At 53.0% G+C, this 24,816-nt stretch carries 25 protein-coding genes, 2 tRNA genes and 2 rRNA genes; 14 read left to right on the top strand and 15 right to left on the bottom strand.

All coding sequences use genetic code 11. The features are described from left to right. Nucleotides 1-3 precede the first annotated feature (3 nt). On the bottom strand, nt 4-1,203 hold the full coding sequence (mtnK, locus tag BM191_RS10670; RefSeq protein WP_092877973.1) for an S-methyl-5-thioribose kinase: 1,200 nt from the start codon (nt 1,201-1,203) through the stop codon (nt 4-6). A gap of 102 nt (nt 1,204-1,305) precedes the next feature. Between mtnK and mtnA the strand changes: the two genes are divergently transcribed. Next, nucleotides 1,306-2,334, top strand: coding sequence for an S-methyl-5-thioribose-1-phosphate isomerase (mtnA, locus tag BM191_RS10675; RefSeq protein ID WP_092877975.1), 1,029 nt, complete (start codon nt 1,306-1,308; stop codon nt 2,332-2,334). Nucleotides 2,335-2,423: 89 nt separating this feature from the next. Here mtnA and BM191_RS10680 read toward each other — a convergent pair whose 3' ends face one another. The 3 genes from BM191_RS10680 to BM191_RS10690 are packed head-to-tail and all read right to left on the bottom strand — an operon-like array spanning nt 2,424 to nt 4,263. Beyond that, nucleotides 2,424-2,966: a 1,2-dihydroxy-3-keto-5-methylthiopentene dioxygenase gene (locus BM191_RS10680; RefSeq protein ID WP_092877977.1), complete on the bottom strand. Its 543-nt coding sequence runs from the start codon at nt 2,964-2,966 to the stop codon at nt 2,424-2,426. After that, nucleotides 2,963-3,652 (bottom strand): acireductone synthase, encoded by a 690-nt coding sequence (gene mtnC / locus BM191_RS10685; protein WP_092877979.1) that lies wholly within the window; start codon nt 3,650-3,652, stop codon nt 2,963-2,965. The genes BM191_RS10680 and mtnC overlap by 4 nt, the downstream gene beginning before the upstream one ends. Continuing rightward, nucleotides 3,649-4,263: a methylthioribulose 1-phosphate dehydratase gene (locus BM191_RS10690; protein ID WP_092877981.1), complete on the bottom strand. Its 615-nt coding sequence runs from the start codon at nt 4,261-4,263 to the stop codon at nt 3,649-3,651. The genes mtnC and BM191_RS10690 overlap by 4 nt, the downstream gene beginning before the upstream one ends. A gap of 139 nt (nt 4,264-4,402) precedes the next feature. On the opposite strand from BM191_RS10690, the gene BM191_RS10695 reads away from it, so the two are divergent. Both BM191_RS10695 and BM191_RS10700 read left to right on the top strand, forming a co-directional pair. Further along, nucleotides 4,403-5,563 carry a pyridoxal phosphate-dependent aminotransferase gene (locus BM191_RS10695; protein ID WP_092877983.1) on the top strand — a complete coding sequence of 387 codons (1,161 nt, stop codon included), beginning with the start codon at nt 4,403-4,405 and terminating at the stop codon, nt 5,561-5,563. Beyond that, complete coding sequence (locus BM191_RS10700; RefSeq protein WP_092877985.1) at nt 5,551-6,318, top strand: amidohydrolase; 768 nt, start codon at nt 5,551-5,553, stop codon at nt 6,316-6,318. The genes BM191_RS10695 and BM191_RS10700 overlap by 13 nt, the downstream gene beginning before the upstream one ends. A gap of 141 nt (nt 6,319-6,459) precedes the next feature. On the opposite strand, the gene BM191_RS10705 is transcribed toward BM191_RS10700, so the two are convergent. Both BM191_RS10705 and hpxA read right to left on the bottom strand, forming a co-directional pair. Beyond that, nucleotides 6,460-7,701, bottom strand: a complete 1,242-nt coding sequence (locus BM191_RS10705) for a pyridoxal-phosphate-dependent aminotransferase family protein (RefSeq protein WP_092877986.1) — start codon at nt 7,699-7,701, stop codon at nt 6,460-6,462. Nucleotides 7,702-7,842: 141 nt separating this feature from the next. Then, nucleotides 7,843-8,586, bottom strand: coding sequence for an allantoin racemase (gene hpxA / locus BM191_RS10710; protein ID WP_092878040.1), 744 nt, complete (start codon nt 8,584-8,586; stop codon nt 7,843-7,845). A gap of 399 nt (nt 8,587-8,985) precedes the next feature. Between hpxA and mdcA the strand changes: the two genes are divergently transcribed. The 8 genes from mdcA to BM191_RS10750 all read left to right on the top strand — a co-directional run bounded on the left by mdcA (nt 8,986) and on the right by BM191_RS10750 (nt 16,040). Beyond that, the gene (gene mdcA, locus BM191_RS10715) at nt 8,986-10,641 is read left to right on the top strand and encodes a malonate decarboxylase subunit alpha (protein ID WP_092877988.1); all 1,656 of its coding nucleotides are present in this window, start codon (nt 8,986-8,988) and stop codon (nt 10,639-10,641) included. Beyond that, entirely contained in the window at nt 10,641-11,501 is an 861-nt protein-coding gene (locus tag BM191_RS10720) for a triphosphoribosyl-dephospho-CoA synthase (protein WP_092877990.1), read from the top strand. Before mdcA ends, BM191_RS10720 begins: the two co-directional genes overlap by 1 nt. Before the next feature lie 16 nt (nt 11,502-11,517). Then, nucleotides 11,518-11,817, top strand: coding sequence for a malonate decarboxylase acyl carrier protein (gene mdcC / locus BM191_RS10725; protein WP_092877992.1), 300 nt, complete (start codon nt 11,518-11,520; stop codon nt 11,815-11,817). Then, on the top strand, nt 11,810-12,643 hold the full coding sequence (locus BM191_RS10730) for a biotin-independent malonate decarboxylase subunit beta (protein ID WP_092877994.1): 834 nt from the start codon (nt 11,810-11,812) through the stop codon (nt 12,641-12,643). Before mdcC ends, BM191_RS10730 begins: the two co-directional genes overlap by 8 nt. Next, nucleotides 12,643-13,443 carry a biotin-independent malonate decarboxylase subunit gamma gene (gene mdcE / locus BM191_RS10735; RefSeq protein WP_092877996.1) on the top strand — a complete coding sequence of 267 codons (801 nt, stop codon included), beginning with the start codon at nt 12,643-12,645 and terminating at the stop codon, nt 13,441-13,443. Before BM191_RS10730 ends, mdcE begins: the two co-directional genes overlap by 1 nt. 115 nt (nt 13,444-13,558) lie before the next feature. Beyond that, the gene (locus tag BM191_RS10740; RefSeq protein WP_092877998.1) at nt 13,559-14,518 is read left to right on the top strand and encodes an AEC family transporter; all 960 of its coding nucleotides are present in this window, start codon (nt 13,559-13,561) and stop codon (nt 14,516-14,518) included. A 2-nt stretch (nt 14,519-14,520) separates the two neighbouring features. Further along, the gene (locus BM191_RS10745; RefSeq protein WP_092878000.1) at nt 14,521-15,138 is read left to right on the top strand and encodes a malonate decarboxylase holo-ACP synthase; all 618 of its coding nucleotides are present in this window, start codon (nt 14,521-14,523) and stop codon (nt 15,136-15,138) included. Further along, nucleotides 15,138-16,040 (top strand): malonate decarboxylase subunit epsilon, encoded by a 903-nt coding sequence (locus BM191_RS10750; RefSeq protein WP_092878002.1) that lies wholly within the window; start codon nt 15,138-15,140, stop codon nt 16,038-16,040. The genes BM191_RS10745 and BM191_RS10750 overlap by 1 nt, the downstream gene beginning before the upstream one ends. Here the strand turns inward: BM191_RS10750 and BM191_RS10755 are convergent. The 3 genes from BM191_RS10755 to dnaQ form a co-directional block, all read right to left on the bottom strand. Next, nucleotides 16,030-16,956 carry a LysR family transcriptional regulator gene (locus BM191_RS10755; RefSeq protein WP_092878042.1) on the bottom strand — a complete coding sequence of 309 codons (927 nt, stop codon included), beginning with the start codon at nt 16,954-16,956 and terminating at the stop codon, nt 16,030-16,032. The two genes, BM191_RS10750 and BM191_RS10755, sit on opposite strands and share 11 nt — an antisense overlap. A 362-nt stretch (nt 16,957-17,318) precedes the next feature. Next, a tRNA-Asp gene (locus tag BM191_RS10760) sits at nt 17,319-17,395 on the bottom strand. A gap of 133 nt (nt 17,396-17,528) precedes the next feature. After that, on the bottom strand, nt 17,529-18,260 hold the full coding sequence (dnaQ, locus tag BM191_RS10765) for a DNA polymerase III subunit epsilon (RefSeq protein WP_092878004.1): 732 nt from the start codon (nt 18,258-18,260) through the stop codon (nt 17,529-17,531). A 51-nt stretch (nt 18,261-18,311) separates the two neighbouring features. Here dnaQ and rnhA point away from each other — a divergent pair, with 51 nt between their 5' ends. After that, nucleotides 18,312-18,779, top strand: a complete 468-nt coding sequence (gene rnhA, locus BM191_RS10770; RefSeq protein WP_092878006.1) for a ribonuclease HI — start codon at nt 18,312-18,314, stop codon at nt 18,777-18,779. Here the strand turns inward: rnhA and BM191_RS10775 are convergent. After that, nucleotides 18,776-19,501 carry a class I SAM-dependent methyltransferase gene (locus tag BM191_RS10775; RefSeq protein ID WP_092878008.1) on the bottom strand — a complete coding sequence of 242 codons (726 nt, stop codon included), beginning with the start codon at nt 19,499-19,501 and terminating at the stop codon, nt 18,776-18,778. The two genes, rnhA and BM191_RS10775, sit on opposite strands and share 4 nt — an antisense overlap. 40 nt (nt 19,502-19,541) lie before the next feature. Between BM191_RS10775 and gloB the strand changes: the two genes are divergently transcribed. Further along, nucleotides 19,542-20,297, top strand: coding sequence for a hydroxyacylglutathione hydrolase (gloB, locus tag BM191_RS10780; protein WP_092878010.1), 756 nt, complete (start codon nt 19,542-19,544; stop codon nt 20,295-20,297). 71 nt (nt 20,298-20,368) lie between these two features. After that, the gene (mltD, locus tag BM191_RS10785) at nt 20,369-21,736 is read left to right on the top strand and encodes a murein transglycosylase D (RefSeq protein WP_092878012.1); all 1,368 of its coding nucleotides are present in this window, start codon (nt 20,369-20,371) and stop codon (nt 21,734-21,736) included. Between the two features lie 95 nt (nt 21,737-21,831). Here mltD and BM191_RS10790 read toward each other — a convergent pair whose 3' ends face one another. The 5 genes from BM191_RS10790 to BM191_RS10810 all read right to left on the bottom strand — a co-directional run. Then, complete coding sequence (locus BM191_RS10790; protein WP_092878014.1) at nt 21,832-22,599, bottom strand: class I SAM-dependent methyltransferase; 768 nt, start codon at nt 22,597-22,599, stop codon at nt 21,832-21,834. Nucleotides 22,600-22,701: 102 nt separating this feature from the next. Further along, on the bottom strand, nt 22,702-23,490 hold the full coding sequence (locus BM191_RS10795; RefSeq protein ID WP_092878016.1) for an endonuclease/exonuclease/phosphatase family protein: 789 nt from the start codon (nt 23,488-23,490) through the stop codon (nt 22,702-22,704). Between the two features lie 833 nt (nt 23,491-24,323). Next, a tRNA-Asp gene (locus tag BM191_RS10800) sits at nt 24,324-24,400 on the bottom strand. Nucleotides 24,401-24,480: 80 nt separating this feature from the next. Beyond that, nucleotides 24,481-24,596 (bottom strand): 5S ribosomal RNA (gene rrf / locus BM191_RS10805). A 112-nt stretch (nt 24,597-24,708) separates the two neighbouring features. Next, nucleotides 24,709-24,816 (bottom strand): 23S ribosomal RNA (locus BM191_RS10810); the annotation flags it as partial.

Genomic DNA, 24,816 nt, shown 5'->3' on the forward strand with positions numbered 1-24,816 from the left:
ACGTCAGCCGTACTGACGTATACGAGCAATGAAATCATTGACATGTGCAACGTGCGGCGCAGCTAAGATCAACGCCTTACCAAGATGAATAGCTTGTGCTATGCAGGCAGAACGCATGGCGTCGTCACGAATAGTGTCAAGATCGGCGACATGGGCCATACCGACCGTGCGACGGATAAGTTCGGTGCCACAATAACCAATGGCATCCGCTAACACTTTTTGCAGAAAGAGCGGCGCATAACCCGACCAGGCCAGCGCATCATCGTTTGTTTTTTCCACCGCCAGCGTGAGAAATTGATGTTCAAATTGCCGCCAGACGATTTTAACATCCTGCAGGCGCAATTCGCGTGCCTCTGCCGCTTCACGCGGCGGCAATAATCCTGCCAGCCCACAGTAATTAAGCAGCAGATTGCCAATCGCCGTACCCACGTCAAAGCCAATCGGCCCGTAAAAGCCGAACTCCGCATCAATCACCTTCAGCTGCCCTTCACCGATAAAAATCGAACCGCTGTGAAGATCACCGTGTAGCAGTGCCTCTGCCTGACTGAAGAAACGATGTTTGAGCGCGGCCACCGCCGTTCGCAATTGATCATCATTGCGTAGCAACGCGACCGTGTCTTCCAGCTCAGATGGATAGCGGTTGCGCTGATGCTTTTGGTAGGGATCGTTAAAAAAGAGATCTTCGGTGATTTCGCACATCTCCGGGTTAATAAAACGCACCACCTGCGCCTTTTTTTCATGGGGATGCAGCCAAAAATCAGAGGTATGAAACAGTGTGTGCGCCAGGTAATGACCCAATTGAGCGGCGGCCTGCGGGTAATAGCGCCCCTGCACCAGTTCACGACGCCAGATATGCAGGCTGGAGAGATCTTCCATCACCATTACCGCCAGCTGTGGATCATGGTGCAAAATTTTTACCGTATGTTCGGCACAATGCTGGCTGTGAGCCCTCAGCGTTTCCGCCTCAAGCCTGGCACGATCTAACGTCAACGGCCAGGATTCACCCACGCAGCGCACATAAGGCAGGGCTTGCTTAACCACCACCCGGCTCACACCCTGATGGTCGACAATGCGAAAAACAAGGTTCAGATTACCGTCGCCTACTTCCTGCGCATCGACCAACGCTGATGCATCGTCCCATCCGACGTGCTGGCGGGCGTACTGAATGGCATCTGCGGCGGTGAACGTGCGATATTGCGCCATGTACGTATCCTCAACAAAATTCATTATAAGACGTTCAGACGTCTATACAGCTGAAAAGCATCCTGGCACAATAGTACACACCAAAGCAACATGGAATTAACAATGCAACCATTAACCACCACCAGCCTGCAAATCCGCGATAACCAGCTGTGGATACTCGATCAGCAGGCGCTGCCGCAGCAGAAAAACTGGTGCCTTACGCCCGACGCTGCCACCCTGATTAATCATATTAAGGCGCTGCGGGTGCGCGGCGCTCCACTTATCGGCCTTTCCGCCAGCCTGCTACTGGCGCTGCTGGCAGAAAAAGGCATGGCACAAGCTGAATTGTCGCAAACGCTCGAACAGCTACGCATCGCCCGACCGACCGCCGTAAACCTGATGAACAATCTGGAACGCATGAACCAGGCGCTGGCCAGTACGCAGTATGTCCATAGGATGGTTGAGGAAGCGCTACGACTGGTCGCTGAGGATCGGGCGTTGTGCGAAAGTATCGCCCGGACAGGAAGCGCCTTGATTACTCCCGGTAGCCAACTACTGACTCACTGTAATACTGGCGGACTGGCGACGGCCGGTGTCGGAACCGCGCTGGGCGTGATCCTCGCTGGCTGGCAGCAAGGTAAAGTGCAGAACGTCTGGGTTGATGAGACCCGGCCACTGCTGCAAGGAGGGCGCCTGACCGCATGGGAACTGGGCGAACTGGGCGTTCCCTGTCAGTTGATATGTGATTCGATGGCGGCAACGCTGATGGCGCAAAAGCAGATAGATGCCGTGTGGGTTGGAGCCGATCGTATCGCGGCTAATGGCGACGTCGCCAATAAAATAGGCACCTACAGTTTAGCGGTGCTGGCGCACTATCACGACGTCCCATTTTACGTTGCCGCACCGCATACCACGCTGGACCCGGCATGCCCAAACGGCGCGGCGATACCAATAGAACAACGCGCTGCCACTGAGGTTACCGGCGTTGCCGGCAGCTTTGGTGCGGTGCAGTGGGCGCAGCCAGATACCCGCGTCTGGAACCCAGCGTTTGACGTCACCCCCGCGCAGCTGATTAGCGGCTGGGTGCTGGACAGCGGCGTAATAACCCCGGATCAGGTACAAGCCGGCATTTTTCAGCCTTCCGCGGAGTGATCGCCCCGACCTGCAGCGACCCCACTTCGGGCGGTTAACGCCTGACGACGTCTTTTTTCTGCGGTGCACCAGGCCAGCATCTCCAGGCGTCAGGGGAGTCGCGGATAGGCGTCTGCGATGTTATCGCCAGTGAAGCGGGCAATCCAGCCCTCCTGATTGTTGAAAATGCGAATAGCGGTGAAGTGCGGTTCAGACCCCATATCAAACCAATGTGCCGTACCGGCAGGCACTGAAATAAGATCGTTTTTTTCACACAAAATCTGATAAACCTCACCCTCCAGATGCAGACAAAAAAGACCGGCGCCCTCAACGAAAAAGCGCACTTCGTCCTCGCCGTGAGTATGCTCAGCGAGAAACTTACTGCGCAGCGCTTCTTTTTGCGGATTGTCGGCTCGGATACTGATAACGTCCCAGCTCTGGTAGCCCTTTTCAGCCACCAGCCGGTCGATAGCATGCTGATAGGCGGCCAGCACCGTATCGGCGTCAGGCGCGGCACCAAGATCGCAGTCGGCCTGCCAGCGCTCAAAACGGATCCCCTTCGTCGCCAGCCGACTACGTATCTCATCAGGATTATCGCTGTGCCACGTTAGCTGGCGGGTTTCGGTGTCAGAATAGATCGTCAATGCGCTCATATCGGCAATAACTCCGGGTTGATTTCTGCAAAGCTGGCGACCTGACGGTGGGTACTGCCAGTGTCCGGCTGGTCACGAACCAATTGCAGCGTGTGCCAGCCTGCCGATCGGGCGGCATCCAGCTCCTGATGAATATCAGAGAGAAACAACAGCTCCTGCGGCGGTAGGCCCAGTTGCTGCTGGATATTACGGTATGATGTCACTTCACGTTTTCCACCGACATGGGTATCAAACCAGTGGCTGAACAGTCCGGTAAGGTCACCTGCGTCGCTGTAACCGAACAGCAGTTTCTGCGCCGCAACCGAGCCTGAAGAATAAACGCAGAGGATAATATCCCGCTGTTGCCAGGCACGCAGCGCGGGCGGCACGTCAGCATAAAGGTCCCCGGTGAAGTCACCATTGAGATAGCCATCACGCCAGATCATTCCCTGTAGTGCCTTCAACGCGGGAGATTTGCGATCCTGGTCCATGAAGGCGTAAAGCGCGGTAATCAGTTCTGCCTGACTCGCCTGCGGCTGGCCCAGCTCCTGACGCAGATCATCTAATGAATGAGCGATCAACGCCTCATGCTGATGCCGTGTCAGCCACGGCTCAAGGTGTTTTCGCGCAAAGGGAAACAATACCTGATGTACAAAGCGAATGTCGCTGGTGGTGCCCTCAATATCGGTCACAATGGCGCGGATCATAGAGCCTCCCGTTGTCGACGTTGTAATTCACACTGGAACAGAAATTCCAGACCTTCAAGATGACGTCTGGCCTCGGATACATCGCGTCCCCAGCATGTCAGGCCGTGCCCGCGCAGTAAAAAGCCCCAGTTAATCGGCGTCTTGCTGGCAAAAAACGCAATCCGCTGAGCCAGCGCATCCATATCCTGATGGTTGTCAAACAGCGGTATCGTCACGGCGTCCAGATGACTATGCTGGCCACGCAGCGTTTTTTGCATTTCATATCCTTGTAAGACAATAGCCGCGTGCTTAACAACCCGGGATAACACGGTGGCATTAACTGAATGGGTGTGCAGAATCGCCCCTGCCTCAGGATACAGACGATAGATTAGCGTGTGCAGACCGGTTTCAGCGGAAGGCTTACGACCAGAGGGAACATGGTTAGTGGCTATCTGAACCTGAATAAAATCCTCAGCGGACAGCGTTCCTTTATCTTTACCTGACTCGCTGAGCAGGCAGTGCTGATCGTCCTGGCGCAACGACATATTGCCACCGGTTGCTGGCGCCCAGCCCTTGCTACCAATCCAGTGACAGGCTGCCACCAGCTGCATGAGTTGTGTATCGTCTGTCATGGTCTTTTCCGCCGTTACAAACTATTCAGACTGCCTAATTATGGACGTCTATGCATCTTGATTGCCAAATCTTAACAGGATGTTAAGATTTGGCAACCTGACCGCATTCCACTTCTTCACGCCAGTGAGGCAAATAATCATGACTACGAGGTCGTTGATGCCACAGAGCAAGCTTCCCGCGCTGGGAACAACCATTTTTACCCGGATGAGCGCGCTGGCACAGCAGCACAACGCGATTAACCTTTCGCAAGGTTTCCCTGATTTTGATGGCCCGGATTACCTTAAACAGCGGCTGGCTTACCATGTCAATTCCGGCGAAAATCAGTACGCCCCGATGATCGGTGCCGTGCCGCTGCGCCAGGCGATTGCCAGTAAAACGCAGCGACTCTATGGCCATTTACCGGATAAAGACAGCGAAATTACCGTCACTGCAGGAGCGACCGAAGCACTGTTCGCGGCGATCACCGCACTGGTCCGCCCAGGTGATGAAGTCATCTGCTTTGATCCGAGTTACGACAGCTATGGCCCTGCCATTACGCTGGCGGGCGGCACGATTAAGCGGCTGACCTTGCAACCACCAGCCTTTCGCATTGACTGGGCAGCATTCAACGCCCTGCTATCACCCCAAACCCGGCTGGTGATCATTAATACACCGCACAACCCGTCAGCAACCCTCTGGCAGACAGAGGATTACAGGGCGCTGTGGCAGGCGATCGCCGGACAGGAAATCTACGTGCTCAGCGATGAGGTGTACGAGCATATCTGCTTCGACCCGCAAGGCCATATCAGCGTGCTGGCGCACCCGGAACTGCGCGAGCGCGCCGTGGCCGTCTCCTCTTTTGGCAAAACTTTCCACATGACCGGCTGGAGGGTGGGATATAGCATCGCACCAGCAGCGATAAGCGCAGAGATCCGTAAGGTTCATCAGTATCTGACATTTGCCGTCAATACGCCGACTCAGCTGGCGCTGGCGGATATGCTGAACACCGGACCGGATCACTATCTGGCGCTACCCGCGTTTTACCGCGAGCGCCGCGACCATTTTGTTCGCTCGCTGGCGTCCAGTCACTTTAAAATTCTACCCTGTGAAGGCACTTACTTTTTGCTGGCGGATTACAGCGCGATATCGGATCTGAACGATGTGCATTTTTGTGAATGGCTAACCATCAACGCTGGCGTTGCTGCTATTCCTCTGTCCGTATTCTGCGCCGATAATTTTCCCCACAAACTCATCCGTTTGTGCTTTGCTAAACAACAAAGCACGCTGGATACGGCGGCGGAGCGACTATGTCGACTTTAAACGCGATCTTATTACAACAGCCCCTGGCATGGATGGATGGCGAAGCCAACCTGCGCCATTTCGACAGCGTGATGGACGGGATCGACGCGTGCGACCTCATTGTGCTGCCAGAAATGTTCACTACCGGCTTTGCTAGGGAGGCAGCACAGCACTCACTGCCTGAAGCGCAGGTTATCGAATGGCTACAGGGCCACGCCCGGCGCAGCGATGCGCTGATCGCAGGCAGCGCGGCGATACGGACGGAAAAAGGTGCCGTAAATCGATTTCTTCTGGTCGAACCCGGTGGCAAGGTTCATCGCTACGACAAGCGCCACCTGTTTCGCATGGGCGAAGAGCATAAGCACTATCTTGCCGGTGTCCGGCGGGAAATAATCGAATGGCGTGGCTGGCGAATTTTACCGCAGATATGCTATGACTTGCGTTTTCCGGTGTTTGCGCGCAATCGGAACGATTACGATTTAGCACTGTACGTTGCCAGCTGGCCCACGGTACGCGCACATCACTGGCAGACGTTGCTGCTGGCCCGGGCAATTGAAAACCAGGCCTACGTAATGGGCTGTAATCGCGTTGGCAGTGACGGTAATCAGATTAATTACAGCGGAGACAGCCTGATAATCTGCCCCCAGGGCGAGATTCTCGCCAGCGCACAGCCCCATCAGCCGGCGCGGCTTGATGCCACACTGTCACTGGAGATGCTGAACGACTATCGCGCTCGCTTTCCCGCCTGGCGCGATGCCGACAGCTTTACGCTCTGAATCTGAATCAACGGCGCATCCGCCACCATTGATTCAGACGATAACAGATGAGCGTTCACATCTTCACACCAGACCACCCTCAGCCGTTACCCCAGCCATCGGCGCAGTGCGCCCGCTGGCTGGGGTAATGATCAGCGCGCATCACGCTACGCACTGATTATGATAGTGATCCCAGGCAGCCTGCATCGCCGCACCCTGAACGCTACGAAACTTAAGGTAGTTGAGCACAGATTCCAGCGCGCTCAGGGTTGCCATCACGCAATCTTTACGTGCGTTGTAGCCCATACTACCAATGCGCCATACTTTACCGTGAAGCGGTCCGAATGAGGTGCCAATCTCAATCGCGAAATCGTTAAGCATTAAACTCCGTACCTGCTCACCATCAACTCCTGTCGGAATGACGACGGCAAGAACGTTATTCATTTTATGGTTCAGATCGCCAAAGGTTTCCAGCCCCATCGCCTGAATGCCTTTGAGCAGGGCATCACCGTGAAGTTTATGGCGGGCAATACCTTTATTGAGACCTTCTTGCAGGATCAAACGGGCGCATTCACGAGCGCCGTACAGCGCCGAGGTAGCCTCGGTATGGTGGTTGAGGCGTTCTGGTCCCCAATAATCCATTACCATGCCGAGATCAAAATAATTGGAGTAGATGATCTCATCGTCGCCCTTGCGGTGCGCGCTGGTGCGTATGCCCTCCTCCACACATTTACGTCGGCGTATCTCTGCCTCCATTCTTGCACTGAGTGTAATGGGAGAGGTACCGGAAGGCCCGCCCAGGCATTTTTGCATGCCCGCAGAGACCGCATCCACTCCCCATTCATCGGTTTTAAGCTCATTCCCGCCGATGGAAGCCGTGGCATCGGTATAAAACAGCACGTCATAGCGCCGGCAAATTTCGCCAAGCTCAGCCAGCGGCTGTAGCATCGTGGTTGACGTATCGCCCTGTACCGTCAGCAGCATACGCGGACGAATAGCTTTAATCGCGCTCTCAATCTGATCGGGGGTAAACACCTCTCCCCAGGGTACCTCAATGGTGTGCACATCGGCACGGCAGCGACGGGCTATTTCGCACAACAGGTGACCAAAGCGACCGAACACCGGCACCAGCACTTTATCGCCAGGCCGGATAGCCGACACTAATATGGCTTCGATACCCGCACGCGAGGTACCGTCAATCAACATTGTCCAGCGGTTACTGGTACAGAATACGCCGCGATAAAGCGCCATAACTTCGTTCATATATTGCGTCATTGCCGGGTCATACTGACCGACAAGCTGACTTGACATGGCCCTGAGGACGCGCGGATCGGCATTTACCGGCCCCGGCCCCATGAGCATCCGCTGAGGTGGATTGATTTGAGAAAATTGCGTGATATCCATTTATTGTTCCTTTTTTTAGTCCAGACCGCGACAACCGGCTCACATCTGGCATCAATGTACGTCTGTTGGCACTCCGTTGCGCGGGCAAAAAGGGCGTTACGGCTACCTGACAACGTCATTTCGATAGCCCCGTCGCTGCTGTCATTCCGCGTTAAAAATCTGGAATTGACCACTCAGCGGCTTAGTCTCCGGGTAATCCAGGTCACCGTGCTTGCTGGTAGAGAGGCCGAGCGCGGCCAGCGATTCCACCATTTTTACCGCGGCGCTAACGCCGTCAATAACCGGGACGCCCAGCTCCAACGTCAATGCGCGCGCGAGATCAGCCATGCCGCCGCAGCCCAGCACGATAGCTCCGCTGCCGTCCTCTTTGATCGCCTGAATGCAGCGCTCACGCACCTTACGCTGCGCCATGCCACTGCCATCCTCAAGGGCCAGCACCGGCAAGTCGATAGCGTGCAGCGCGGCACAGTGATGGCTGAAACCGTAAAGCTGAAGTAAATGGCGCGCAATAATTAACGTCCGCGGTAACGTAGTGACGATGGAAAAACGCGTCGACACCAGCGTCGCCATATGCATCGCCGCCTCAGCGATGCCAATCACCGGCGCACGCGCCAGCTCACGCGCGGCCATCAGGCCCGGATCGCCAAAACAGGCGATAATATGCCCATCAACGCCCTGCTCGCGCCCGATTTTTATTTGCTCGAGCACGCCAACTGCAGCAATAGCCTCGTCGAAATGCCCTTCAATTGAAGGTACTCCTTCTGACGGGCAAACCGCCAGAATTTCGCTGTTCGGCCCGGCAACTGCCTGGGCAGCCAGACCAATCGTATTGGTCATCGCCTGACTGGTGTTAGGATTGATGACCTGAATGCGTATCCGTGACATTTTAAAATCCTTATAACCGATAAACTGTCGGAGAAATCTGCGGGAATCAGCGCGCCGCGTTGCGCGCTGTCTGATAATAATAAAGCCGTCGTTTGCCTGACAGATATCCGGCATTTCGCGTCCGGTTGGCAGATTATGCCGACGCGCCGGATAGGTTGTTCCTCTGGCCTATACGACATCCTGAATTTATGTATATCCGTTTATGAAGCCATTCTGTTAGTCAGAGCCATACGCCACATTCACCACTGATACTTAGATTGGCATCACATAGTTAGCAGACTGATCATTACGCTCTGGCTAACAATTGCCTGACCGGCTTGATTGATACATCCTGGTACAACCTGCAGACTGACTGACAGATAACACGAATAATGAATTCGCTGAATCAGGAGGTTAACAATGAACTCTGGTCAAAAACCGCTACGAAAATGGGATACGCGCCGCAGCGAAAAACTGCGCCGTATGGCATCCGTTCCGCTAAAGGGAAAAGTGCTACCCACCAATCAACTGGTTGCCGTACTGGAAAAGTTGCTGGCACCCGGTGACCGCGTAGTGCTGGAAGGCAACAACCAGAAGCAGGCTGACTTTCTCTCACGAATGCTCGCGGAGGTCAACCCATCCAAAATACACAACCTGCATATGATCATGCCAAGCGTCGGACGTAGCGAGCATCTTGATATTTTTGAAAAAGGCATCGCGCGTAAACTGGACTTCTCATTCTCCGGCCCACAAAGCCTGCGGATTTCTCAGCTGCTGGAAGACGGGCAGCTCGAGATCGGTGCCATTCATACCTATATCGAACTTTACGCCCGGCTGTACGTCGATCTGATTCCCAACATCGCATTGATCGCCGGTTATAAAGCCGACCGTAATGGCAATCTCTACACCGGACCTGGCACGGAAGATACGCCAGCGCTGGTCGAGGCCGCCGCCTTTCATGATGGCATCGTGATTGCCCAGGTCAATGAGCTGGTTGATGACGAATGTGATCTGCCACGCGTGGATATTCCTGGTTCATGGATCGATTACATTGTGGTTGCCGATAAACCCTTTTTCATCGAGCCGTTATTCACCCGTGATCCACGGCTGATTAAACAGGAACATATTCTGATGGCCATGATGGCTATCAAAGGTATCTACGCAGAGCATCAGGTTCAGTCGCTGAACCACGGCATCGGCTTTAACACTGCTGCCATAGAGCTGTTGCTGCCCACCTACGGTGAACAGCTCGGTCTCAAGGGCAAGATTTGTAAACACTGGACGTTGAACCCGCATCCGACGCTAATTCCGGCGATTGAGAGCGGCTGGGTAGAGAGCGTGCACTGTTTTGGTGGCGAGCTAGGAATGGAAGAGTATATCCGCGCTCGCCCCGATGTGTTTTTCACCGGCGCCGATGGTTCTCTGCGCTCTAATCGTACCCTTTGTCAGCTGGCTGGACAGTATGCGGTCGATATGTTTATCGGCTCTACTCTGCAGGTTGACGGGCTGGCAAACTCATCAACCGTTACCCGTGGTCGCCTGTCTGGCTTTGGCGGCGCGCCAAATATGGGACACGATCCGCATGGTCGTCGCCATGCTTCTCCTGCCTGGCTGAATATGAAAACGCAGGCTGACCCAATGCTGCGCGGTAAAAAGCTGGTCGTGCAGATGGTGGAGACATTCCAGGCTGGCGTGAAACCTACGTTCGTGGAAAAGCTTGACGCCGTTGAGGTAGCGCAAAGCGCCGGTATGCCACTGGCACCGGTGATGATCTATGGCGATGACGTAACCCATGTCCTGACAGAGGAAGGTATCGCTTATCTTTATCGCGCCGATTCGTTGGAGGAACGTCGGGCAATGGTCGCCGCCGTTGCCGGGATCACCGACATTGGGCTGGGCGTCGATGCAAAACGCGTCGCCGAACTACGTCGCTGTGGCAAAGTGGTCTATCCGGAGGATATCGGTATCCGTCGCAGCAACGCGACACGCTCACTGCTGGCCGCCAGCAGCGTCGCTGACCTGGTAGAGTGGTCCGGGGATCTCTATAACCCACCCGCTAAATTCCGGAGTTGGTGATGAAACTACGCTCCCCAACTTGGGTCGGTGATCGGGCCAATTACCTGGCTCGCACCGCAGTCTGCTGCCTGATAGACGAGGCGAGATTAACCCCCAAGCCTGGTCTGGTAGACGGCAGAGGCCAGGGTGTCCATCACGATCTGTCGCTCGCACTGATGGAGCGTTCAGCGTACAGCCTGGGGGCCACTTTTCATGCGCTGGCGCGACAAAGCTGGCAGCGCCCCGCAGATATCGCTCTGCGAGAAACCATTGGCCGTCTCGGACGCGAAGGCGAGCAACACATGATGCAGGCGACCCTCGGGGTAAACACCCATCGCGGCGCGATTTGGGCGCTTGGGCTGCTGGTTAGTGCTGCCGCGATGCACGCTGGCGATTCGGACAGCGACGAGGACGAGATAGCGCAGACAGCGGCCCTTCTCGCACGGTTACCGGATAGCAAAATGCCGAAAGTGTTTAGCAAAGGGCTTAAAGCTTGCCACCGCTGGCAGGTGCCTGGCGCCCGCGAAGAAGCACAACAGGGGTTTCCGCATGTGGTCACGCAGGCATTACCCCAGCTTAAGCGCAGCCGTCAATCCGGTGCTAATGAAAGTCAGGCGCGGATTGATGCGCTGATGTCGATCATGGCTTCACTGAGCGATACCTGCGTGCTGTCACGGGCGGGCATGGTCGGACTGGAAACGGTGCAAAACGGTGCCAGAGCGGTACTCCTGGCGGGTGGCTGCGCCCATGCCGCAGGCCGGAAAGTACTGGAACGACTCGATAAACGGATGCTTGCACTTAACGCCTCCCCCGGTGGAGCCGCCGACTTGTTGGCCGCTACGCTGTTTCTTGATCGGATATGCCAGCCCGTATCTCGCTAATTTTCAAGAGGATATTATGGAAAAAATTCAATTGTCATTCCCCGCTCAACGCCGGCTGTGCGGCAAAGCCTGCGCAGGCGTCGTCGGTTCGGGTGATATGGAAGCGTTATACACTGCCGACCAGGGAAAAACGCTTACCGTGGAAATTATGACCTCTATTGACAACAGCGATGCACGCTGGAAAGCACTGTTTGACCGCCTGAGTCTGATCAACGGTCTGCCCGCCGGGCTGCTGATTATCCATGATTTTGGCGCAACGCCGGGTGTGGCGCGTATTCGTATTGAACAGGTTTTCGAAGAGGTGAGCTATGCGTAACGATCGTAGTTTTATTGAATTAAAAGCCCGTGAACGCGCTCAAGCTCTTCTGGATAACGGCAGCTACCGCGAACTACTGGGGCCGTTTGAGGAGATCATGTCGCCATGGCTCGCGCCACAGGGGATCGTTCCACAGTCTGACGACGGCATGGTGGTCGCGAAAGGGACCATCAACGCCAGGTCCGCAGTTGTTATCGCTATTGAAGGATCGTTTCAGGGTGGCAGTATGGGCGAGGTTTCCGGCGCGAAAATGGCCGCAGCGTTGGAGCTGGCCGCCGATGATAACCGCAACAATATTCCGACTCAGGCCGTGCTGTGCCTGGAGACCGGGGGCGTCCGGCTACAAGAAGCAAATCTCGGTCTGGCGGCAATAGCCGATATCCATGCAGCGATTGTCGACCTGCGCCGCTATACGCCTGTGGTCGGCATTATTACCGGTACCGTTGGCTGCTTTGGCGGCATGTCTATCGCCGCCGCGCTATGCAGCTATCTCATCGTTACCCCTGAAGCTCGCCTCGGCCTCAATGGCCCGCAGGTTATTGAACAGGAGGCGGGGATTACCGAATACGACTCCCGCGATCGTCCCTTTATATGGGGCATCACCGGCGGTGAGGTGCGCTATGAGAGCGGTCTGGTCGATACTCTGATTGGCGACGGTATCAATGCGGTAAAAAGTGCGATGAACGACGCATTGGCCCAAGGAGTACCCGCGCAGCATCGCAGCGATAAATATGCCGACTTCTTAGCCCGGCTGAACCGATTTGACACTCACCAGCAGGCAGACAGTACGCAGATAAAACGGTTTTTTGCCCGGAGGGAAGAATAATGGAACAGATCAGCAACCGCGGTGCTTTATGGCTGAAAACGCTGGCACCAGATAGCCCATTAATGCGCGGGCTTTGCCCTTCTGTACAGGTAGCCGACGGTTTTTCAGGCGAAGAAGCCGTGCGTTTTGTTGCCGTGGTGCCAGACAAAAATAACCACTACCCACGCGCTAACAATGGCGAGGTTGGTCTGCTTGAAGGTTGGACGCTGGCAAAAGTGATGAATGAAACCATCGACGCAGACCGTGAAAGCGCACAAAAACGCCCGATAGTGGCGATCATTGACGTACCCAGTCAGGCCTACGGTCGTCGTGAAGAGGCATTCGGTATCCATCAGGCGTTGGCCGGGGCCGCCGGAGCCTATGCCAAAGCGCGCCTGGCAGGACATCCGGTTATCGGCCTTATTGTGGGTAAGGCTATGTCTGGTGCCTTCCTGGCTCACGGTTACCAAGCTAACCGACTCATCGCTTTTAACGATCCTGGCGTGATGATCCACGCGATGGGTAAAGCGTCTGCCGCGCGTATTACGCTACGCAGTGTGGAAGAGCTGGAAAAACTGACCGCCAGCATCGCGCCGATGGCCTATGACGTCGGTCACTACGCTACCCTCGGCCTGCTCGCAGCATTGCTGGACATTACCAACCCCGATGCACCGTCCGACGACGACGTTGCACGGGTAATCGACGCCTTGCAGCAGGCGATCGACGACGCGCGTCGCGATCCCAGCCTGAAATCACGTCTCGGTGCCGATAATCGTCGTCGCTCTGGCCTGGTGCGCGAGCGAATGCGTGCCTGCTGGTAAAAATTTGAAAACACCTGCTAAAAGCAGAATTCTGCGAGCGCAATTTTGCGCTCACAGCCTGAGTCTGCTCTCTGAAAATGATAACCATCGCATTACTTTTCATTACAGGTGATTTATGACTTATGTGATTATTCATGCTCTTGCGCCCATTTTTGTCATCATGCTGCTAGGCTTCTGGGCTGGCAAAGCGAAAATGGTCGACAATAATAATGTTTCGTTGCTCAACGTCTTTGTGATGGACTTCGCCCTGCCAGCCACGCTGTTCAGCGCAACAGCGCAAACCCCCTGGTCTGGCATCATTGCCCGCTCGCCGCTGATCGTGGTACTGATTGGCGCAATGTGGATTACCTATGCTGCCGTGTATTTTCTTGCCATCAGAATTTTCAAAAAATCGCCGCAAGATGCCGCCGTGTTAACATTGACGGTGGCCCTGCCAAACTATGCTGCTCTGGGTTTGCCTGTCCTGAATAGCGTGCTGGGTGAAAGCCCTTCAACCTCCCTATCGGTGGCGGTGTCCATTGCCTGTGGCTCGGTGCTGTTGACCCCATTCTGCCTGTTGATCCTTGAGCGGGAGAAGGCGCTGGCCGCCGGAGAAAACAGCAATTCGATGCTGTCAATGCTGCCGCTGCTAATCGCACGTTCCGTGAAAAAACCAATCGTCTGGGGTCCGCTACTGGGTGTCATTTTATCCGCCGCCCACATCAAAACGCCTGATATTCTCCTGGCGTCGATCAAACCACTGGGACTGGCCGCAACAGCCGCCGCGCTGTTTCTAACCGGGATGATCTTGTCTGCGCGTAAGCTGCAATTAAACACGGTGGTGAATCTTTCCACTGTCGTAACGCTACTGGTTCAGCCTTTTATCGCCTGGTGCATTGTGCTGCTATTGGGTTTGCACGATTCTGTCGCTATCACCGCGATCCTGATGATGGCGCTGTCTGGCGGCTTCTTCGGCGTCGTATTCGGTAACCGCTTTGGCGTGCAGTCACCGGATGCCGAAGCCGTATTGCTGCTGAGTTCCTCGCTGAGCATTCTTACATTGCCGCTGTTTATAACGTTAACTTCAGGAAGCTGATGATGTTATCTCCCCCACGCCCGCATGACCTGCTATGGCTCAGTAGTGTTCAGGCATTGGAGGATATTCAGGATAAATGGGTTGACGACTTGTGGCATTACGGACTGCCTGTGGTGGTACGTCGCGATACGGATACCGACGGGCGCATACCTGTTGGCGTGCGAGGTATGAAACGCGGGCAGCGCGCAGCGGGTTGGGTGCAGGCAGCCGCAATTACCCGGCTGGTTATGCCCGAAACGCTGGCTGATAAGCAAACATTGCTGCGCTCCTCTCATCTTTCACAGCCACCGGTACAGGCAGCGATAACGCTGACGGACCAGCACTGGCCGTGGTCGTGGGGGATCACCGGCAGCACCGGATACGCGTTGGCAACCAATATTCCGGTATTGCATGCCGATAGCGATCTCGATCTGTTGATACGAGCACCCAGCCCTCCCGATAGGGAGGCGCTGTTGCACTGGCAATCCCAAACGGTGTCGCTGCCGTGTCGTGTCGATACTCAGCTGGCAACGCCTTTTGGCGCAGTTGCACTTAGTGAGTGGCTGCGCGGTGGCCGGGTGTTGCTAAAAACTTCGCAAGGCCCAAGGCTGACTAAAGCACCCTGGAATAGCGAGGAGTAATGAAAATTTTATTCACTTTTCCCGGTCAGGGATCTCAGCGCCCTGGCATGCTACAAAATCTACCGGATGGCGATAATATCCGGGCTGAAGTTCGTGCAGTGCTGGGCGATGAAGTAGAAACACTGGATACCAAAGCGGCACTTTGTCACACCCGGGCGGTGCAACTCAGTCTGTTGATCACCGGCGTGGCCTGGGCGCGTGCGCTGATGGCGCGCTGTCTGATGCCTGATATTGTCAGCGGTTTGTCGATAGGCGCTTATCCGGCGGCGGTAGTTGCCGGTGCGCTGAACTTTGCTGACGCGCTGCAGCTGGTTGCGCTGCGTGGCGAGCTGATGGAGCGCGCTTATCCACACGGTTATGGCCTAACGGCCATTGTCGGATTAACCCGCGATCGTCTGGTACCGCTGATGCAGGGAAGCAAAACATGGCTTGCCAATCTTAACGCTGAAACACAAATTGTGATTGCCGGCAGTGATGAAGAGATGGCTAAGGTTGCACACAAGGCGTTAGCTGCCGGCGCTTGCAAAGCGCAACGCCTGGCAGTGAGCGTTCCCTCCCACTGCTCACTGCTGGATAAACCCGCTGCTGCGCTGGCTCAGGCATTTTCTGCCATCACCCTGAGCCGCCCACGCTGCGCCCTGCTCAGCGGCTCCAGCGGGCGCGTACTGTGGGAACCGCAAAAAATTGCTGATGATTTAGCATTTAATATGGCACGCACCGTCCAGTGGCAGGATGCAGTGATAGCAGCTAACCAGCGTGATGCCCGGCTGGCAATCGAAATGCCGCCTGGCGGGATACTCACCTGCTTAACGCGCCAGGCAGGTTGGGTGGGTGAAAGTGTTTCTCTTGAAAGTAGCGGCATTGACGTTGCCTGTCACCTGGCGAATGCTCTCAGGAAATGATGCTACGCGCGTACATCCGCCCTTCAGCAGCCAGCGCCAGGAGATCAGGATCACTTTCCCGACGATGCAGATAGACAATTGAAATATGCTGGCGCATTTGATAGGGCGCTTTCAATGTCAGTAGCTGAACGTCTTTTTCATACACTTTCCTCATTCGCCCTGGAATTAACGAAAAGCCAACGCCAGCCTGAACCAGATTCAGCAAAGAAAAAATGTCGTTAACTTTCGTCACAATTTGCGGTTCGAAACCGGCAATATTAAACGCCTCCTGGAAACCTGCGTGGGTGGCGAATCCTTCGGTCAGCGAAATAAACTTACGGTTAGCATAGTCGCGTAAATCAGCAGGCTCGGCGTTGAGCAGCTTTTCGCTGGCCGACGCGGCAAGAAAAACATCATCCTGAAACAGCGGTACGACATCAAATTGCGCAGCATCGAACTCGTCCTGATTGACGGAAATTAAAATCGCATCAAGGACCTCATCCTCAAGCATATTAACCAACGTCAGATTCGATCCCATGGTTAAATCCAGCTCAAGAGCCGGACAACGTAGTTTCATTCCCATGATGATGCGAGGCACCGTTTCAAGGGTCAGGGAATAGAGCGTGCCAATGCGCAGACGTCCTGGATATAGCCCGGCCACTTTACGCGTTTTTTCCAGACCACGTGTCATTAATCCCATCACGTCACGCGTATATTCCAGCAGTGTCCAGGCCGCTGGCGTCGGAACCAGATTTCGCCCTTTGTGCACGAATAACGAACAGCCAATCCCCCCCTCAAGGGTATGTAAAGCGCGGTGTACGCTGACGCTACTCAACTCCAGTGCTTCGGCGGTGCGGGCGATATTGCCTTTGATCATAAATGTCATGAAAACCGATAGCTTTCGAAAAGTAATTTCCTGATTAATATCGTTTTTCACTTTGCCACCCTTTTCCATCCTTCGACATACAGAGCGTAGTATAACTTTTAATCTGTTTTAAAAATTTGATGCGGAGGATGTTACGAGTTGCCGCGGCGATCGTATTCATCAGCACAGGCACATTCAGGTAGAAGGGAACTGCGTATGTCACATTTGACCGTCGGGCGCGGGTCAGCAGGTAATCAATATTAACCTACTGTGATAGTCAGGAATGCGGGAGAAATGATGAAAGAATTGCATTCTCATACGCCAATGAGGAACGATACTGACGTACATAACCTGAAAACAGTCACTTATTCAATAGGATACAATAAAGCAGGCAATAATAAGGCTCATGTTATAAATAACATGAGCCAGAATAGTGGCGGAACGGACGGGGCTCGAACCCGCGACCCCCTGCGTGACAGGCAGGTATTCTAACCAACTGAACTACCGCTCCGCGCTCTGCTCCCCGTCGGGAGCGGGTCGAATAGTAAAAGTCTGCCCCGTCTGCGTCAACGCTTTTTGCAGAGATGCAGATCAACCGGCTGAAATTTCAGCGCTCATGGGTTTTATTAAGGCTTTCCCATCGCTTATGAGCGCCACACGCAGCTACCGCCTTTTTTCATTACCAGATCAAGCCGCGCCTCGTGATCGAAAATCTCCTGTTCGGAAGCAGCGATAACCTTTAACCCGGACGGCGAACGCACTACCCGCTGGATGGCCTCTCCCTTGCTTCCCTGCTGACTGTCACCTTCGATAGTAAATGCCAGTGAGGTTTGTCCGCCGGTCATGGCGAGGAAAACTTCTGCCAGTATTTCGGCGTCAAGTAACGCTCCGTGCAGGGTGCGTTTGCTATTATCGATTTCGTAACGATGACATAGTGCATCCAGGCTGTTGCGCTTGCCGGGGAACAACTTCCGCGCCATCGACAGGCTATCTGTTACGCGGCAAATGTCTTCCAGCTTGCTGGCGTCACCACCGAGCAGGGAGAATTCGTAATCAAGAAAGCCAATATCAAACGATGCATTGTGGATAACCAGCTCGGCACCGCGTATATAATCGAGGAAACTATCAGCAACGTCGGCAAAAACTGGTTTGTCCAGCAGGAACTCATCTGCAATGCCATGAACGCCAAAGGCTTCAGGATCGATGAGCCGGTCGGGCTTCAGATAGAGATGAAAGTTATTACCGGTCAGACGGCGATTAACCACTTCCACACCGCCAATTTCAATAACCCGATGTCCTTCATAGTGGACACCGATCATGTTCATCCCGGTTGTTTCGGTATCAAGAACAATCTGCCGTGTATTTGCTGTGCTCATGGCGCTCGTTATGTCAGACTAAAGGTTTAATAATTGGAGAGTCTACCAGAGATGGTTAAGCAGGTAGAAATTTTCACCGATGGCTCCTGCCTGGGTAATCCCGGTCCAGGGGGTTATGGTGCCATTCTGCGTTACAGACAGCATGAAAAGCTTTTCAGCACAGGCTATCGATTGACAACCAACAATCGTATGGAGCTAATGGCTGCGATAGTCGCCCTTGAAGCACTCAGAGAACCCTGCAATGTGGTACTCAGTACCGATAGCCAATATGTTCGTCAGGGTATTACCAGCTGGATACATAACTGGAAAAAACGTGGCTGGAAAACGGCGGAAAAAAAACCAGTTAAAAATGTCGATCTGTGGCAGAGGCTTGATGCCGCGCTGCATTCGCACCACATTCAGTGGGAGTGGGTTAAGGGGCATGCCGGACACCCTGAAAATGAGCGCTGTGATGAGCTGGCTCGCAGTGCCGCTGAAAATCCTACCGAAGAGGATACGGGTTACCCCCCGGATGTCTAATCCTCATCGCTATGGCGACAGTGCCGCGTTGCACCAACCACAGGTCGCAGCTGCGTTTTCCCCAATGCTTTGCGCGCAGGGTTCATCGTGAGTGGTAGCGTGCGCTTACGCGCTACCATAATAGTCAGGCAGCCAAGTGCGGGCAGATGCTTACTGATAACTTCACCGCCCTGTCTACGCCAGGGCAGTACCTGGAATCTACGACGCTGTATCAGTTCGTAATTGAGCAGGCTTAGCCAGTCCAGTAAGCGCACCTGACTGAACATACGACTATTCAAGGGAATACTCCGATGTAATCCCGGTAAAAGCTTTCCCACTCCCAGCATGCTGATAGGATTAAACCCGGTAATAATCAGCCAGCCGTCATCTATTAATACCCGGTCTACTTCACGCAGAATTCGGTGCGGATCGTGACTCCACGACAGAGTGTGGGCAAGCAAGCAGCCATCAATTGACTTGCTCTCAAACGGCAAATGCAGCGGATCGGCACGAACCTGGAGGTTATCGCCTTGCAAGGCCACGTTAACCTGATGTGAAATCGGACAGTCGTCCGTTACAAGTTCCGCACTGAGCTGGCCGATTTTGAGAAAGTGAAAACCATAGAGCTTTGCCAGACAGGGCTTTAGATGCACAGCAAGTGCATCACGATAATATTGCCCCCAGAGCATATCGCTCCATGAGTTGGGCGTAGGCCTGATCGTACGTGTCTTCGCAGGTTTCATGCTCTACCATTAATTTTTATTCAGCTTTAGGGAGTTGATTATGCATCTTATTCCGGTTCCTGCGCTATCAGACAACTATATATGGCTACTGCTCAATGAAATGGGAGATGTGCTGATTGTCGATCCTGGCGAAGCTAAGCCAGTCATTGACTACCTGACCCGACATCAGCTCGTCGCCCAATCTATACTGCTGACCCATCATCACCATGATCACGTTGGAGGCGTGAGAGAACTGCAGCAAAAATATCCGGAGGTAAAAGTCTATGGCCCGGCTGAAACAGCTGATAAAGGTGCAGAGAACATTGTTTCAGAGGGCGAAAAAGTGTTTTTTGGCGATCTGACCTTTCGTGTTATTCACACCCCTGGTCATACGCTGGGACACCTCTCATATTATAGTCATCCTTATCTTTTCTGTGGAGATACAATGTTTTCAGGTGGATGTGGTCGACTTTTTGAAGGCACACCAAAACAAATGTATCAATCTTTTCAGACCATTAACCAGCTCCCAGGCGACACATTAATTTGCTGTGCGCATGAATACACACTTTCGAATATGACCTTTGCTAAAGCATTATGGCCGGAAAACAAGGAAATATCTGACTATTATGATGAAATCAAAGCGATGCGTAGAAAAAAACAGATAACTTTACCAACAACTCTGCAACAAGAGCGTCAAATTAATGTTTTTTTAATGTCACAACTCATTGAAATAAAAAATAAACTAAACCTTAACTTTAATACTGAGCAACCTGAACAAGCTTTCGCAGCTTTACGCGAGAAGAAGGATAATTTCTAATAATTCTGGTTGTATTGTGTCAATAGGCCACGTATTATTGCTCGTCTTTTAAGCAAACTATTGATAAACACATGAAGGCTAAAGCGATACTTTTCGCCTCAGTGTTATTGGTAGGGTGCCAGGCGTCAGAACATGACGCCAACGCTCCTGACCAATACGCACAGAGTTTGTCTTCACCCGGAGGAAAAGGGCAATCCCCGGATCGCATGTTGTCTTCACGATGGCAGGATGATGGAACTAACCTGACCAATAACAGCGATCTATGGACCATAATCCGTAATGGGCTGAAGATGAAGATTCCGGATAATCCCCGGATCCGCGCACAACGAATAAATTATTTAAGAAATAAGAGCTATCTCCACGATGTAGCATTACGGGCAGAGCCCTATATGTACTGGATAGTCGAGCAGATTAAGAAACGTAATATGCCGATGGAACTAGTATTATTACCCATAGTGGAGAGCGCTTTTAACCCCAGGGCCACCTCTGCTTCAGATGCCGCTGGCATTTGGCAGATAATTCCTGCCACGGGGCGAAATTACGGTCTCAAGCAGAACCGGTATTACGATGGTCGACGCGACATTGCTGCCTCGACCCGCGTGGCGTTGGATATGCTACAGCACATGAATAAAATGTTTAATGGCGACTGGCTACTGACCATTGCTGCCTATAACAGCGGCGAAGGACGCGTACTTAACGCTATCAAATATAATAAAGAGCACGGTAAACCAACCGATTTCTGGCATCTTTCATTGCCACGGGAAACCACTCTTTACGTGCCTAAAATGCTGGCACTGAGTGAAATCCTTAAAGACAATCGCCGCTATGGCTTCCGTTTGCCGACGGCTAATGAAAATCGTGCATTAGCACGAGTCGATGTTGGCCAGCAGATAAAACTGACCAAAGTCGCTAAAATGGCCGGCATGTCGCTCGCTAAACTTAAGAACTTTAACAGCGGCTATAAAACTAATGAGACTGCGCCAAACGGTCCCCATTACATTATGCTACCTATATCGCACGCGAATCAGCTGCGAGAGTCGCTTGCCAACGCTGATATTGACGCCCTACAGCCAATCAACACGCTGGCAGACAATAGCACTCGTCGCTACACAGTTCGCTCAGGAGACACTTTATCTGCGATTGCTGAACGTATGCACTTGTCTGTCAACGAGCTTAAGCGCAACAATAATCTTCGTAGCGCAATGTTGAAACCAGGCCAGTTGTTGAATGTGGAGCAGAATGCTGGATCTCTTTCCCTTGCGGACAACAGCAGCATTACTTACCAGGTACGTCCCGGTGATTCACTAATAAGCATCGCGAAGCGCCATGGTGTTAATCTCAAAGATGTGATGCGCTGGAATAGCAGAATCAGTAGCAAAATACAGCCTGGAGAGAGGCTGACTTTGTATGTGAGTGGTAAAAATTCACCCGAAAGCTAACATCGCTTCTGATGAAAAAGCCAGACACCGTCTGGCTTTTATTTTGCCCTAACTTGACTGGTAATTGTGCATTTATCACTCAGCAGTAGCCCCATTCAAGCCTTCATCGCCTCAATAAAAATTGTATCGGAACTGAAGCTACCATCAGGCTGCAGCAAAAAATAATCTTTTACTTCATCTGATGCACTATCCTGGTAGATACGGATAGCATTCACCATAGCCTCAGGTGTACGCATCCGCGCGACCCAACTGCTGAACGCCAGTTCAATACGCCCCTGTTTCAACGTGCTAATTTTCAATCCGGCCTCAGCAAACAGCGTCAGCCATTCACGGGGGGCATAGTTGCGCACGTGGGAGGTATCACGCAACGCTTCTATCGTTGACAGCCAGACGTCGTTGAGCGCATAGCCAGAGGAGCTGATATCTATAAAAATAACCTTGCCGCGCGGCTTCAGAACGCGGTGTACTTCACGCATAGCGCTGCCAACGTCGTGCCAATGATGGGCCGAATAACGACTAATCACAACATCAAAGCTGGCATCTTCAAAAGGCAACATCTCGGCATATCCCTGAACCGTGGTCAGATGGTTATAACCACGTTCCTGCGCCGTATTCTTTACAACGGCTAACATTTGCATCGACAGATCATAAGCAACGACGTCTCTTACATACTGGGCAGCAACATAGCTGGCATGCCCTGCGCCACAGCCAAGATCCAGCAAGCGACATTGATTCTCTACTGACAGGCACTCAGCCAGTCTGACCAGGTCATCCCCGCGGGAATGTACGGTACTTGAAAGATAGGCATCTGCCTGTGCCCCAAATTGCTTATCGACATTGTCGTGATGACTTTGCGTGGCCATATACCGCCCCCTCCATCCAATTAAAGCGTTCCTTTATAACAAGGTCAGATGTGGCTGGCCGTCCCGTTAACAGCAGTCAGGCGCGGCGCAGCTAAGTTCTGGCTAATCGGCTGAGAACTCAACCAGTAGAGGATTATGATCTGAGGCACGGGTGACCAGTACAGCAGCTTCAGCCACGTTCATTCCCCGATAAAAAACAAAATCAAGCGGGCGTCCAAAAGCTTTGCGGCGATAGTCGTCGGTAAAATGCACTTCTCTTAACCCCATTTCACGGGCAAAGCGATATAGCGCATTAATACGCTGGCGGCTCCATGCATTAAAATCACCCGCCAGAATGACTGGGCCTTTATGATGCATAACCTGATCGCCGATTGGCCCCAGTTGCTTGCTGTAGACATCAATGCCAAAGCTAAAATTTACAGCGTGAACGTTCACGACCATCAGCATCTGGTTATCAGGCAGCGGGTAGGCAGTAATCAGTGCAGACTTAGCAAGCCGTAAAAGTGGCTCGCGCTCAAGTAATGGGCAGCAATAAGTCGGGTGAGCCGCTGCCAGAGTCATCACTCCCGAAGGATGCAGTGGCAGCATAAAAGCCGGAACCTGATCCGCTGCCATGTAATTCGCCGTAGCAAACTGCACCAGTTCAGGTGTTGCCTGAGCCTCTTGCAAGAGAACAAGGTGGGCGTCCCTACCGAAGATCCGCAGCACTGACTGCCAGTCTGCACGCTGCTGCTTGAATATATTCCATACCAGTACCCGCAGTCTTTGCTGCACCGGTAGTGGCTCTCCCGGAGATAATGCCTGACCTACATGCAACAGTGCCGCTGGCGGGGCGATCCGCTCTGCTGGCTGACCTGCCGTATAGCGCATGGAGTAGGTCTTTTTATTCACTGACTAATAGCCTCTTTTACAACTTTGAGTTTCTACGTTAAGGATTTTAGCCGAGGGTTGCAATCTTATAGCGTCGCTTTTCAGGAAAAGCTGCATAAGTATGTACGATTCCGTCGTCCCCGCGAAACCGTGAAGGGCAGATGCAAGCATCTGACAGGTCATGTACTGATATCTTGAGCAAAGGGGAAAAGCTACCCTTCACCTTTGTTTAAAGAGCAGACGTGATCGCCATTCCGAATGATTTTCTGATGTTTGTCACCGTCCTTGAAAAGCATAGCTTCAACAGAGCGGCTGAACCATGAGTATTGCGACTTCAGTCGTTAATCAGGTGGTAATAAGCTGGAAACGAAGTCAGGGCAACCTCCACTGCGTGTAGAAAATATTGCAGGAAATGATAGGGCCGAAAAGAATATCAATGAAGGCCATCGCACGTCCGGCGAAATTTGTGCATTGAGGCTTCAACGCCGGTTATTTTGTATCTTTTACTGTCGTCGCATCGTTGCTACCCCAGCGCATATTACCGAACGGAGTATGCCCCTGCAGATAAAAGATCGCAGCACACATGATTACCAGGCATTTATTAAAACTCAACCGAGGTTATTTTTGGTCAGTAAAAACCGCTGGCGTCGGATAGATAATGAATAACAGAGGGATCGCCGACCTGAATCGGTGCCTTTTCAAGCAGTTTATTATGATGAGCATCTGATAAGCCCATGCACACGGGTATTCATTAATTTCTATACGAATATATCGAGGAAATCCGTGGGGGCTTTAGCGATGTCCCGGTAAAGATAAAAAAAAACCCTGACATAACTGTCAGGGTTTATATAAAGTGGCGGAACGGACGGGGCTCGAACCCGCGACCCCCTGCGTGACAGGCAGGTATTCTAACCAACTGAACTACCGCTCCACCGATTCTGTACTGATGCTGCTTATCGCACAGCTTCAGGTATTTCTCCCATCCCTCGTCACCGGATGGTCTTATTTGATGCCTGGCAGTTCCCTACTCTCGCATGGGGAGACCCCACACTACCATCGGCGCTACGGCGTTTCACTTCTGAGTTCGGCATGGGGTCAGGTGGGACCACCGCGCTGTTGCCGCCAGGCAAATTCTTTACGTCATGTCCCGCCTCTTCTCTGCGCAGAACACAACTCTGTTCTCTGTCCGTCAACAAGCCAAAAATTCTCTCAACTCACCCCGAACGCTTCTGGCGTTGTAAGGTTAAGCCTCACGGGTCATTAGTACCGGTCAGCTCAACGCATCGCTGCGCTTACACATCCGGCCTATCAACGTCGTCGTCTTCAACGTCCCTTCAGGACTCTCAA

The organism is Izhakiella capsodis, assembly GCF_900115045.1.
Lineage (GTDB): Bacteria > Pseudomonadota > Gammaproteobacteria > Enterobacterales > Enterobacteriaceae > Izhakiella > Izhakiella capsodis.

Bases quoted from the DNA above. Each gene is read 5' to 3' on its own strand.
- mtnK (WP_092877973.1), bottom strand. From the start codon at position 1,203: ATGGCGCAATATCGCACGTTCACCGCCGCAGATGCCATTCAGTACGCC.
- mtnA (WP_092877975.1), top strand. From the start codon at position 1,306: ATGCAACCATTAACCACCACCAGCCTGCAAATCCGCGATAACCAGCTG.
- BM191_RS10680 (WP_092877977.1), bottom strand. From the start codon at position 2,966: ATGAGCGCATTGACGATCTATTCTGACACCGAAACCCGCCAGCTAACG.
- mtnC (WP_092877979.1), bottom strand. From the start codon at position 3,652: ATGATCCGCGCCATTGTGACCGATATTGAGGGCACCACCAGCGACATT.
- BM191_RS10690 (WP_092877981.1), bottom strand. From the start codon at position 4,263: ATGACAGACGATACACAACTCATGCAGCTGGTGGCAGCCTGTCACTGG.
- BM191_RS10695 (WP_092877983.1), top strand. From the start codon at position 4,403: ATGACTACGAGGTCGTTGATGCCACAGAGCAAGCTTCCCGCGCTGGGA.
- BM191_RS10700 (WP_092877985.1), top strand. From the start codon at position 5,551: ATGTCGACTTTAAACGCGATCTTATTACAACAGCCCCTGGCATGGATG.
- BM191_RS10705 (WP_092877986.1), bottom strand. From the start codon at position 7,701: ATGGATATCACGCAATTTTCTCAAATCAATCCACCTCAGCGGATGCTC.
- hpxA (WP_092878040.1), bottom strand. From the start codon at position 8,586: ATGTCACGGATACGCATTCAGGTCATCAATCCTAACACCAGTCAGGCG.
- mdcA (WP_092877988.1), top strand. From the start codon at position 8,986: ATGAACTCTGGTCAAAAACCGCTACGAAAATGGGATACGCGCCGCAGC.
- BM191_RS10720 (WP_092877990.1), top strand. From the start codon at position 10,641: ATGAAACTACGCTCCCCAACTTGGGTCGGTGATCGGGCCAATTACCTG.
- mdcC (WP_092877992.1), top strand. From the start codon at position 11,518: ATGGAAAAAATTCAATTGTCATTCCCCGCTCAACGCCGGCTGTGCGGC.
- BM191_RS10730 (WP_092877994.1), top strand. From the start codon at position 11,810: ATGCGTAACGATCGTAGTTTTATTGAATTAAAAGCCCGTGAACGCGCT.
- mdcE (WP_092877996.1), top strand. From the start codon at position 12,643: ATGGAACAGATCAGCAACCGCGGTGCTTTATGGCTGAAAACGCTGGCA.
- BM191_RS10740 (WP_092877998.1), top strand. From the start codon at position 13,559: ATGACTTATGTGATTATTCATGCTCTTGCGCCCATTTTTGTCATCATG.
- BM191_RS10745 (WP_092878000.1), top strand. From the start codon at position 14,521: ATGTTATCTCCCCCACGCCCGCATGACCTGCTATGGCTCAGTAGTGTT.
- BM191_RS10750 (WP_092878002.1), top strand. From the start codon at position 15,138: ATGAAAATTTTATTCACTTTTCCCGGTCAGGGATCTCAGCGCCCTGGC.
- dnaQ (WP_092878004.1), bottom strand. From the start codon at position 18,260: ATGAGCACAGCAAATACACGGCAGATTGTTCTTGATACCGAAACAACC.
- rnhA (WP_092878006.1), top strand. From the start codon at position 18,312: ATGGTTAAGCAGGTAGAAATTTTCACCGATGGCTCCTGCCTGGGTAAT.
- BM191_RS10775 (WP_092878008.1), bottom strand. From the start codon at position 19,501: ATGAAACCTGCGAAGACACGTACGATCAGGCCTACGCCCAACTCATGG.
- gloB (WP_092878010.1), top strand. From the start codon at position 19,542: ATGCATCTTATTCCGGTTCCTGCGCTATCAGACAACTATATATGGCTA.
- mltD (WP_092878012.1), top strand. From the start codon at position 20,369: ATGAAGGCTAAAGCGATACTTTTCGCCTCAGTGTTATTGGTAGGGTGC.
- BM191_RS10790 (WP_092878014.1), bottom strand. From the start codon at position 22,599: ATGGCCACGCAAAGTCATCACGACAATGTCGATAAGCAATTTGGGGCA.